Origin of the sequence: Mucilaginibacter gossypii (genome assembly GCF_900100945.1) — a bacterium.
Lineage (GTDB): Bacteria > Bacteroidota > Bacteroidia > Sphingobacteriales > Sphingobacteriaceae > Mucilaginibacter > Mucilaginibacter gossypii.
In genome coordinates this window covers 218,939-229,929 of the sequence record NZ_FNCG01000002.1, presented here as the reverse complement: position 1 = coordinate 229,929, position 10,991 = coordinate 218,939, and the positions used below count along the sequence as shown (strand labels likewise).

Genomic DNA, 10,991 nt, shown 5'->3' with positions numbered 1-10,991 from the left:
CCTTTCACCTTTCACCTTTCACCTTTCACCTTTCACCTTTCACCTTTCACCTTTCACTTGTATTCCAGAATATCCCCCGGCTGGCAGTCAAGCGCCTTACATATGGCTTCGAGTGTTTCAAAACGGATGGCTTTCGCCTTGCCTGTTTTTAGGATAGAAAGGTTTGATATGGTGATCCCTACCCTGTCGCTCAGTTCATTTAATGACATTTTTCGTTTTGCCATCATCACATCAAGATTTACTATTATCGGCATGACTTAAATAGTTAAAGCTTGCTCCTCTTTAAGCCTCGCCCCTTGCTTAAATGCTTCGGCCAGGATAAATATCAAGATAGCAAATACCAGCGTGCCAAAATTAAATGCCGATGTATTGATGATTTTTAGCGGCACATGCAATTTAGCTATTAACACCTGATAGGATACTTGCTGCCCTATATAATCAGTCAATGTAAACAGCAATAACAGCATCCCTGTGCTTTTGATCAGCCTAATACATCGCTGCTCAAATAAAGTACCTTCTACAATATTTACAATAACCTTATTAATAAGATAGGCTATTCTTATTACTATCACAGTTGTAATAAGTATCAGCCCAGTTTCAACCGCGTTTAATGGCCAGCTTACAGATATATTATCATTATTAACTACTATATCACTGTTTATAATTATATTCTTTAAAGTATAGTTTTCACCTATCTTCAATTCGCCCCCATTTTTTTGCGAAATGAAGCTTCCGTCAATAGTGACTTGCAATGTTGGCCCGTATCTTTTAGCGCCATGTATTGTACCCATTCCATCATTGTATCCATCCTTAAACCCCTGCCAGAAATCGGCAGCCATATTCTGAAAAACAAACAAACCAAACACTATATAAACAAGTATTTGCAGGGCACGTACCTTTTTCATTACACTACGATATTAATTCAATTCAAATAAAAACAATATTTATTAAATAACAAAATAAATTTATTGTTTTACAATAAATTTTATGCGATATACATAAATTTAAAATTTTAAATATAAAATTTTACACTGGTATTGCTATTTCTGATTTATATGTTTTATTTTAGAAACAAAATATTAGCTTTGCACGTTCTATTCAGAATATAACGAATAGAGAGGTTTATTAAATAGATGAGACAACTCAAAATAACGCAGTCCATTACCAATCGCGAGTCGCAATCGCTTGATAAATATCTTCACGAGATTGGTAAGGTAGACCTAATAACCGCCGAAGAAGAAGTAATTTTAGCGCAAAAGATCCGCGAGGGCGACCAGGCGGCATTGGAGCGTTTAACCAAAACTAACCTTCGCTTTGTTGTATCTGTTGCTAAACAATACCAAAACCAGGGCCTCACACTGGGCGATTTAATTAACGAGGGCAACCTCGGCCTGATTAAAGCCGCCAAGCGTTTTGATGAAACCAAAGGCTTTAAATTTATATCATATGCTGTATGGTGGATCCGTCAGTCGATATTGCAGGCTATTGCCGAGCAATCGCGTATTGTGCGTTTACCACTTAACCAGGTAGGTTCGTTAAGTAAGATCAGCAAGGCTTTTTCAAAGCTTGAACAGGAGTACGAGCGCGAACCATCGCCCGAAGAACTTGCTGATATATTAGAGACCACTGTTGATAAGATCTCCGACACACTGAGTAACTCGGGCCGTCATGTATCAATGGATGCACCGTTTGTACAGGGTGAAGAGAATACATTGCTTGATGTACTGGAAAACCAGGAGCCAAACACCGATTCGATCCTGATCAATGAGTCATTATCTGAAGAGATCAAACGTTCACTATCAACCTTAACTGAGCGCGAGCGCGAGATCATTGTATTGTTCTTTGGTTTAGGAACTAACCACCCGCTTTCATTAGAGGAAATTGGTGAGAAATTTAATTTAACCCGCGAGCGCGTGCGTCAGATCAAGGACAAGGCACTGCAACGCTTGCGCCATACTTCAAGGAGCAAGATATTGAAATCATATTTAGGTTAATCACAATCTAAAAAGAGATATTAAAAGCCATTGGTTATATAACTGGTGGCTTTTTTCTTTGGTATGGTTAGCTGCGATGTAATGACTGCCCCTCAACGACTAATGACGATTTATCAAAATGACTTAATGGCTAAATAAGCCGCCTGTCAAAACTAAAAGGTTCTCTTTTTAAAAGTTTCACTCCAAAAGAATCGGGATGCAAGGGGTTAAGCAGATAGTTATATTCGGCAGGGACAATTGACGATGGTACTTTCATTAATAAATACTCCTGTTTTTTAAGAAAGGCATCGCCAAGTTGGCGCAAAATTACCGGACCGGATAAATCACGCCAGTCTTCAGGTAATTGCTCAGCCTCCACAGTGATTATTTTACTATCCGGCACTTCAATTTCGGTTATACAATAATTACCCGGAATTATCAACGGATCCAAATGCACTAACACCTCAAGCACCGCTAATGATCTGGAGGAAGCAAGGTAAAGCATCGGTTTACCTTCGCTATTCCAGCGACCGCCATATAATCGTGCTCCGGTGCCGCTCAGATCGGCAGCGTAATTGCATTTGGCAATGCGGTAAAGTATCATCAGGCAAAAACACCGTGCTCAATACGGCCAAGCTCCTTGAAAACCATATCAAAGCCGGCAGATGTATCCAGAATAGTAACCGGCGCCTCACCTCTGAAAACCAACGACGGCGTTTTGATCCAGATCTTGAATTTATCCATCGATTCAAAAACCTCCTCACCACGGGTATAAAGCCGTGCAAGCTCAATAGCCTTTTCGGCATATTCGGTTCTGATGATGGCATCATCCTCGTAACGCTGTAAGGTACGCTCGGAGATATGTAGTATATTGGCAAGCTCCTGGATATTAAGGGAGATTTTTTTTGCCAGGGAAAGTAAGGCACTTTTAGGGAAGCCCTTACGCGCCAGACTGATGATATCAAAATCAGAGGATGCTTTTACCTGTTTTGAGCCATTCAATAAACTATAAAACGAAGGCATAGCTCCCTGAACAACATAAGCTGCCATGGGCTCGTTAACCTCATTTTTAGCATCCGGCTTTGATTTGTACGACATATGTACAAATATAATTACCATTTGTCGCATTTACAATACCAAAGACAATAAAAAAGCGATAAGTTTTAGCCTATCGCTTTTTATCACGGGGTCATTGTTCATTAAGTCATTGACCTGTAATTTTAAGACTTACGAAGTTTTGGAAACTTCGTAAGTCTGGTTAAGAGTTTATTCTGCTATTATCAAAAAATAGTTCTTCTTACCTTTTTGAGCTACGATGAATTTACCGCCAATCAAAGCATCTGCATTATAAACATCATCGGCAGTACCTATTTTAACTTTATTGATAGCAACACCACCACCTTGTATCATCTTTTTAGCCTCGCCTTTTGAGGCAAAAACAGCTGTTTTAGCAGCTAAAAGATCAGCAGCATTAATGCCCTGCTCCAGTTCACTCAACGCTATATTATAATTAGGTACACCGGCAAATAAGTCTAACACTTCCGCATCGCTAAGCTCATTCAAAAACTCAATCCCGATATTCCCAAATAAAAACTCTGATGATTTTATTGCCTTCTCGTATTCAGCCTCGCCATGCACACGGATGGTGATATCCTTAGCCAGTGCTTTCTGCAATACGCGGGTATGCGGCGCCGCATCATGCTCAACTTCCATGGCTTCAATAACCTCACGATCAAGCAAGGTAAAAATGCGGATGTATGATTTGGCGTCAACATCAGTAGTGTTTAACCAAAACTGGTAAAACTGGTATGGCGAGGTGCGTTCGGCATCAAGCCACACTGCCCCGCTTTCTGTTTTACCAAACTTGGTGCCGTCGGCTTTTTTGATCAGATTAGTAGTTAGGGCAAAAGCTTCGCCGCTGTCTTTGCGACGGATTAGCTCAGTACCGGTAACAATGTTTCCCCATTGATCGCTGCCACCCATTTGTAACGAGCAGTTATGGTGCTTCCACAGGTAGTAAAAATCATAACCTTGTACCAACTGGTAAGTAAACTCGGTAAACGACATACCTGTGTCGCCTTCCAAACGTTTCTTCACCGAATCTTTGGCCATCATATAGTTAACCGTAATGTGTTTGCCTACATCGCGGATAAAATCAAGAAAAGTAAAGTTTTTGAACCAATCGTAATTATTTACCATTTCGGCACTGTTGGCGCCGGTATTAAAATCAAGGAAACGGGTAAGCTGCTTTTTTACGGCTTCCAGGTTATGCTGCAGCACATCCTCTGATAATAAATTACGCTCGGCCGATTTGCCCGACGGATCGCCTACCATACCGGTAGCACCACCAACCAAAGCATAAGGTTTATGGCCCGCGCGCTGAAAGTGGATCAGGGTCATAATCTGGGTAAGGTGACCAACATGCAATGAATCGGCAGTTGGATCAAACCCGATATACCCCGAAGCCATACCTTTATTTAACATATCCTCGGTTCCGGGCATTTCGGTATGCAGCATGCCGCGCCAGCGTAATTCTTCAACAAAGTTCATATCAAGTTCTGTTTCAAAAAGGTGCAAATATAAATGAAATTGATACACTAATTTAGACACCCTCTGAAAAACTCGTGCAATTCGATCTAATTGTCTGCTACATGAAAAGATTGGTGCCTATAACAGGTTAACTACAGGTAAAATCTGTTTCAAATAATTACTTATATTTTGTATCTTGAGCAAAACCGGGTATTTTGCAAGGCAAGGCTTATGAATTTTTTATCGCATTTTTATTTCGACAGGGATACTACCAACTGTTACCACGTGCTGGGAACGGTGCTGCCCGACTTGTTGAAGAATGCCGATAAAAACATTATCCTTCATCCCGAAAAGCTGCACCATACTGATAACGAGGTCAATTCGATCATATCCGGATGGAACAAGCACCTTGATGTCGACCGGTATTTTCACTTATCTGCTTTTTTTACCACCCGTTCGCATGAGCTCAAAAAACTGTTGGCCCCTGCCCTGATAAACTCGCCGGTAAAACCATTTTTTTTAGGGCATATTGCACTTGAGCTGATTATCGATAACCTGCTGCTTACCACCGGCAAAATCAGCGTTACCGAATTTTACGATCATTTAGCCGGTTGCCGGGAAGATAAAATAAGAAGCTTTTTAACCTTTGCCGGGCTTGAGGATACTGCCGTTTTCTTTAAATTTTACGAAGGCTTTAAAAAAAGTCAGTACCTGCATACCTATGCCGAAACCCATCAGATTGCCTACGCGTTAAAACGGATCTGTATGCGCGTTTGGAAAAACCCATTCACACCAGAGCAAGAGGTGATAATGGACGAAATATTGAGCAGTTACCGCGAAGAAATGCTGAATGATTTTATGCAGATTTTTGAAGAGATAGATGGTAAATTGAGTGATAAGGCGTAAAATTTTACTTGCTATAACTCATTAATTTATAGCGCAGATAACACACCAAACGATGTTATCAAATGGTTTACTCAACGTAAAATCCCTCCTTAAGTTAACTTTCACTTGCTCAACAATCCTAAAACCCTATAAAAACACCTAAAATATAAGCAATTAACATTAAAAAATTTCTTTTTTCAATAAAATATATCCGTACCTTTGCAGTCCCAATTAACAAATTGGGAAAAGGAGAAAAATTATTTAATGGCAAAAAAACAAGAAGCAGAAAAAGAATTAAAAGCGAAAGAAGCTGAACTGGGTACAGTGAACGCGTCTGGCGAAAAGGAAACTATTGAATCAGAAGCTGATTCAATCTCTATCGAAGAGATCAAATCAAAAATTGCAGCTACACCAAGCGAAGATTTCGACTGGGATGCTGACGACAAAAAATTTGGTAACTACAGCGATGACGACCGTGAGAAATTTGAGAAATTGTATGATGGAACTTTCAGCTCTATCACCAAAGGCGAAATCATCACCGGTACTGTTGTTAACGTTAACAACAAAGATGTTGTACTTAACGTAGGTTTCAAATCAGACGGTTTAGTATCAGTATCAGAATTCCGTGACACACCTGATCTGAAGATCGGTGACAAAGTTGACGTTTTTGTTGAATCGCAGGAAGATGCTAACGGTCAGTTAGTACTTTCACGCAAACGTGCAAAAACTCAAAAATCATGGGAGCGCATTAATTCAGCCCTTGATAACGATGAAATCATCACCGGTTTTGTTAAGAGCCGTACTAAAGGTGGTTTAATTGTTGACATTATGGGCGTTGAAGCCTTCTTACCTGGCTCACAGATCGATATCAAACCTATCAGGGATTACGATGTGTATGTAGGTAAAACTATGGAATTCAAAGTTGTTAAAATCAACCACGAATTCAAGAACGTTGTGGTATCGCACAAAGTGCTTATCGAAGACGATCTGGAAAACCAAAAAACTGAAATTGTTGCTCGCCTTGAAAAAGGTCAGGTATTGGAAGGTACCGTTAAAAACATTACCGACTTTGGTGTATTCATTGACCTTGGTGGTGTTGACGGCTTACTGCACATTACAGATATTTCATGGGGCCGTATTGAGCACCCACGCGAAATTTTATCATTGGATCAAAAAATCAACGTTGTTGTGCTTGACTTTGATGATGAGAAAAAACGTATTGCTCTGGGCTTGAAACAATTAACCCCTCACCCTTGGCAAAGCCTTTCTGAAGACATTCAGGTTGGTTCAAAAGTTAAAGGTAAAATCGTTACCGTTGCTGATTACGGTGCATTCCTTGAAATCATCCCTGGTGTTGAAGGTTTGATCCACGTATCAGAAATGTCATGGTCACAAAACCTGCGTAACCCTCAGGAATTCCTGAAAGTTGGTGACGAGATCGAAGCTCAAGTATTGACTTTAGACCGCGAAGAGCGTAAAATGTCATTAGGTGTTAAACAATTAACTCCTGATCCATGGCAAAACGCTGCTGAAAGGTACGCAGTTGGTACTCAGCACGTAGCTACAGTTAAAAACATGACCAACTTTGGTGTGTTTGTTGAACTGGAAGACGGCATCGACGGCTTAATCCACATCTCTGACCTTTCTTGGTCTAAAAAAGTTAACCACCCTAACGAATTCACTAAAGTTGGTGAAAAATTAAACGTGGTTGTACTTGAACTTGATGTTGAAAACCGCAAACTGAGCTTAGGCCACAAACAGCTTGAAGAAAACCCTTGGGATACATTTGAAACTATCTTCACTATCGACTCGATCCATGAAGGTACTGTTATCAAAGTAACCGACAAAGGTGCTATCGTAGCTTTACCTTACGGTGTTGAAGGCTTCGCGCCAACCAAACACCTGGTTAAAGAAGACGGTAAGAGCTTAAAAGCTGAAGAAGCTGCTGAATTCAAAATCATTGAATTTAACAAAGAAAACAAACGTATCGTTATTTCACACTCACGTATCTGGGAAGAAGCCCGCGCTGATGCCCGCGTACAGGAATTTGAAAACCGTAAAAAAGAAGCAAAAGCTGCTACTAACGCGGTGAAAAAAGTGAAAGACTCTGTTGAAAAATCAACTTTAGGCGATCTTAGCGTATTAGCTCAATTAAAAGAGCAAATGGAAGGTGCAGAAAACAAAGCCCGCAAGGCTGCACCTGCTGCTAACAGCTCTGAAGAAGAAGCATAATTTTAGCTTAAGCTTATATAAGCCCCTTCGGTTATCCGGAGGGGCTTTTTTTGCTCTATTAATTTTATATTTATAGGATGAAAACCTTTATCATAAATACATTTACGTTTAAAACCACCCGTATCTTACTTTTATTAACGTTACTTATTGTTTTTATCATGTTTGGTCTAAACTTCAATCGTATGATGATTCCTTTCGCTATTTATGTGAGTGTTATTTCATTTTCTCTTGTAATAGCCACCTTAGGCTACACAGGATTTATAGTAAGAATAATTTATTTAAGGGAATCATTTTCAAAATCGCCAAAGGACGATAGCTCTATGCATCTTACCGTACTAAGCCTATTATTTGGATTTTCTGTATTCATAGCTGTAGGAATGGTTTTGCCAGCTTTAAATTACCCACGATAATATAATAAATAATGGCCACCGGAGAAACCAACCTCAACACCCTGATAAAAAACATGACACCTGTGCTTAATGAAGGCGATTATGTTTATTGCACAACTACATCATTAAACAACATCAATACCGATGACATCATAGCCTTTTTTAAAGAACAGGAAGCGGTAACCCTCATCCTAAAAAAAGAAACAGCCGACACGCTAAATCTTGAATACATCTATATTGTCTCCTGGATCACCTTAACCATACATTCATCGCTGGAAGCCACCGGCCTTACAGCCGCTTTTGCGACCGCGTTGGCTAAAGAGAATATCAGTTGTAATGTAGTAGCAGCTTATTATCATGATCATATTTTTGTGGCAAAAAAAGATGCGGAAAGGGCGATGTTGGCGTTGGAGAAATTATCGAAATAATTTCTTTATTCAAAAAGCCACCTGTCATTCTGATTAAATTAAATCCGCGACCTTTGAAGGAAAGATAACATATGCCTACCGTCATGCCGAATTTATTTCGGCATCCCATAGGACAGGTGGCCGCTTTGCTTAACATGCCCGCTTAGCGAGTGGGGTGCTGAAACAAGTTCAGCATGACCTTGATTCTTATTATGTCATGGGTAGCGATAGCGAAGAATCTTCTGCAAGATACAGTGCGCCTATCCAGGGCGAAGAAGACCCTTCGTTCCTCAGGATGATAAATCTCAAACTCCCCACTTTCAAAACTCATCCTCCAAAACTGAAAACAAATTATTACTTTTGCCCAAATCCACCCATACGATGCAAAATCTAACACTGCTCGACGGACAAAAGTTTCAAATTACCATACAACGTTTATGTCGCCAGTTAATTGAAAATCATAACGACTTTTCAAATACAGTATTAATTGGCATTCAGCCACGTGGCATTTATTTGGCCAAACGCGTTGCCGAAGAATTAAGAAAGATCCTTCCTGATAAAAATATACTGCAAGGCGACCTCGATATCACTTTTTATCGCGACGATTTCCGCCGCCGCGAGTCACAACTCGTACCTAATCAAACCAAGATAGATTTTATTATTGAAGGTAAAAAAGTGATCATGATGGATGACGTACTGTGGACCGGCCGCACCATTCGCGCCGCAATGGATGCCATGCAGGCATTTGGCAGGCCTGAAAAGATAGAGCTACTGGCTTTAGTTGACCGCCGCTATTCGCGCCACATCCCAGTGTCTGCGGATTATGTTGGCATCGAGGTTGATTCTATCGCATCACAAAAAGTAGTGGTTAGCTGGAAGGATACTGATGGAGAGGATAAGATAGTGCTGGTATCGGAAGTACAGGAGTAATAGAATTAATAATATGTCATTGCGAGCGATAGCGCGGCAATCGCATACTATACAGAGCAACCTGCATAGTTCGCGATTGCTTCGTACCTCGCAATGACATAACTAATAATACAACAAGGAATAAAATATAACAGGAAAATAACTGAGATGGCAGGACTGAGCACACGACACTTATTGGGTATAAAAGATTTGAACCGGGCAGATATTGAGCTGATATTTGAAACTGCCGATACTTTTAAATCTGTTTTAAACCGGCCGATCAAGAAAGTGCCGTCGTTACGGGATGTTACCATCGCCAATATTTTCTTTGAAAACTCAACCCGTACCCGTTTATCATTTGAGCTGGCCGAAAAAAGGCTTTCGGCAGATGTGATCAACTTTGCGGCATCGTCATCATCTGTAAGCAAGGGCGAAACCTTGATCGATACAGTAAACAACATCCTGGCCATGAAGGTTGATATGGTTGTAATGCGTCATCCGTACGCAGGTGCCGGGATCTTTCTGTCAAAACACGTAAAAGCACAGATTGTAAACGCTGGAGACGGTGCACATGAGCATCCTACCCAGGCTTTGCTTGATGCTTTCTCTATCCGTGAAAAATACGGCGATGTAGCCGGAAAAAAAGTGGTGATTGTGGGCGATATCCTTCACTCGCGCGTAGCACTTTCCAACATCCTTTGTCTTAAACAATTAGGCGCCGAGGTTATGGTTTGCGGGCCAACCACGCTTATTCCTAAATACATTGGCTCATTGGGTGTAAAAGTTGAGCACAACCTCATCAAAGCGCTTAACTGGTGCGATGTTGCCAATATGCTTCGTATTCAGCTGGAACGTCAGGATATTAAATATTTCCCGTCTCTGAGGGAATACACCATGCTTTTCGGTCTTAATAAAACCATTCTCGACTCATTAGATAAAGAAATCACTGTAATGCACCCCGGCCCTATCAACCGCGGCGTGGAGATCACCAGCGATGTAGCCGACAGCAAACAGTCTATCATTCTCGACCAGGTAGAAAACGGTGTTGCCGTACGTATGGCAGTGCTTTACCTGCTGGCCGGACAAACACCAACCATATAAGTGCATGTTTCAGATATGAAATTCAATTTTAAAACATATCTGAAACATACTTATAAAACCGAACTGGTTTATCTTGCCGTTATTGTTACGTTGTATTTTTACGACCATAGCAATCTCATTTTCCTTTTATTTTTCCCATTCTCGTTTGTACAGGGCTATTATCGCTATCAATACAAACTAACTCAGGCCGAAAAGCTCAAAGCCCGTGGTCTCACCGAAGAAGACATCGACAACATTAGCTTCGTAAAAAAGTGGGAGCATTCGCGCAAACGTGGCATGTGGAATTACTGCATTATCGACGGCGGATTTATTTTCGGGTTGGCTATATCCCTCATCACAAGTGTTGCCTGGTTAATTCTTAAAGGCAAGGACATGCACACATTGCTTGCCGAACCCGGCGATATGTTCGCTTTTATCGGTTATAATTATATCATCGGGGCCAGTATTGCCGTTATCATATTCCGCATGAAATGGAAACACAACGAGAAACGTTTTGTGCGCCTAACTGATCCTTTGGCTGATAATTACTTTGCCAAAGATTACCAGGACATTTAAGCCAGTAGTCG

Annotated in this window: 13 protein-coding genes; 8 read left to right on the top strand and 5 right to left on the bottom strand. The window is 40.7% G+C overall.

Going from position 1 to position 10,991, the window contains the following annotated elements:
- Nucleotides 1-53: 53 nt before the first annotated feature.
- Together BLS28_RS04375 and BLS28_RS04370 are read right to left on the bottom strand one after the other, a co-directional pair.
- Nucleotides 54-254 (bottom strand): helix-turn-helix domain-containing protein, encoded by a 201-nt coding sequence (locus tag BLS28_RS04375; protein ID WP_091163076.1) that lies wholly within the window; start codon nucleotides 252-254, stop codon nucleotides 54-56.
- 3 nt (nucleotides 255-257) lie between these two features.
- Nucleotides 258-905 (bottom strand): DUF2975 domain-containing protein, encoded by a 648-nt coding sequence (locus BLS28_RS04370; protein WP_091163075.1) that lies wholly within the window; start codon nucleotides 903-905, stop codon nucleotides 258-260.
- A gap of 228 nt (nucleotides 906-1,133) precedes the next feature.
- Between BLS28_RS04370 and BLS28_RS04365 the strand changes: the two genes are divergently transcribed.
- Nucleotides 1,134-1,994, top strand: a complete 861-nt coding sequence (locus BLS28_RS04365) for a sigma-70 family RNA polymerase sigma factor (RefSeq protein ID WP_090466905.1) — start codon at nucleotides 1,134-1,136, stop codon at nucleotides 1,992-1,994.
- 130 nt (nucleotides 1,995-2,124) lie between these two features.
- Here the strand turns inward: BLS28_RS04365 and BLS28_RS04360 are convergent, their stop codons facing one another.
- The 3 genes from BLS28_RS04360 to tyrS form a co-directional block, all read right to left on the bottom strand.
- Nucleotides 2,125-2,577 (bottom strand): RES family NAD+ phosphorylase, encoded by a 453-nt coding sequence (locus tag BLS28_RS04360; protein ID WP_091163074.1) that lies wholly within the window; start codon nucleotides 2,575-2,577, stop codon nucleotides 2,125-2,127.
- Nucleotides 2,577-3,071, bottom strand: coding sequence for an Xre family toxin-antitoxin system antitoxin (locus BLS28_RS04355; RefSeq protein WP_223266164.1), 495 nt, complete (start codon nucleotides 3,069-3,071; stop codon nucleotides 2,577-2,579). Before BLS28_RS04355 ends, BLS28_RS04360 begins: the two co-directional genes overlap by 1 nt.
- A 168-nt stretch (nucleotides 3,072-3,239) precedes the next feature.
- On the bottom strand, nucleotides 3,240-4,523 hold the full coding sequence (gene tyrS / locus BLS28_RS04350; protein WP_091163073.1) for a tyrosine--tRNA ligase: 1,284 nt from the start codon (nucleotides 4,521-4,523) through the stop codon (nucleotides 3,240-3,242).
- A gap of 210 nt (nucleotides 4,524-4,733) precedes the next feature.
- Between tyrS and BLS28_RS04345 the strand changes: the two genes are divergently transcribed.
- From BLS28_RS04345 to BLS28_RS04315, 7 genes are all read left to right on the top strand, one after another.
- Nucleotides 4,734-5,408, top strand: coding sequence for a hypothetical protein (locus BLS28_RS04345; protein ID WP_091163072.1), 675 nt, complete (start codon nucleotides 4,734-4,736; stop codon nucleotides 5,406-5,408).
- 243 nt (nucleotides 5,409-5,651) lie between these two features.
- Nucleotides 5,652-7,619: a 30S ribosomal protein S1 gene (rpsA, locus tag BLS28_RS04340; RefSeq protein WP_091163071.1), complete on the top strand. Its 1,968-nt coding sequence runs from the start codon at nucleotides 5,652-5,654 to the stop codon at nucleotides 7,617-7,619.
- 77 nt (nucleotides 7,620-7,696) lie between these two features.
- The gene (locus tag BLS28_RS04335; RefSeq protein ID WP_091163070.1) at nucleotides 7,697-8,029 is read left to right on the top strand and encodes a hypothetical protein; all 333 of its coding nucleotides are present in this window, start codon (nucleotides 7,697-7,699) and stop codon (nucleotides 8,027-8,029) included.
- 11 nt (nucleotides 8,030-8,040) lie between these two features.
- Nucleotides 8,041-8,436 (top strand): ACT domain-containing protein, encoded by a 396-nt coding sequence (locus BLS28_RS04330; protein WP_091163069.1) that lies wholly within the window; start codon nucleotides 8,041-8,043, stop codon nucleotides 8,434-8,436.
- Between the two features lie 360 nt (nucleotides 8,437-8,796).
- Nucleotides 8,797-9,345, top strand: coding sequence for a bifunctional pyr operon transcriptional regulator/uracil phosphoribosyltransferase PyrR (gene pyrR, locus BLS28_RS04325; RefSeq protein ID WP_090531558.1), 549 nt, complete (start codon nucleotides 8,797-8,799; stop codon nucleotides 9,343-9,345).
- A gap of 147 nt (nucleotides 9,346-9,492) precedes the next feature.
- On the top strand, nucleotides 9,493-10,425 hold the full coding sequence (locus BLS28_RS04320; protein WP_091163068.1) for an aspartate carbamoyltransferase catalytic subunit: 933 nt from the start codon (nucleotides 9,493-9,495) through the stop codon (nucleotides 10,423-10,425).
- Between the two features lie 15 nt (nucleotides 10,426-10,440).
- Nucleotides 10,441-10,980, top strand: a complete 540-nt coding sequence (locus BLS28_RS04315) for a hypothetical protein (RefSeq protein ID WP_143020688.1) — start codon at nucleotides 10,441-10,443, stop codon at nucleotides 10,978-10,980.
- Nucleotides 10,981-10,991 lie beyond the last annotated feature (11 nt).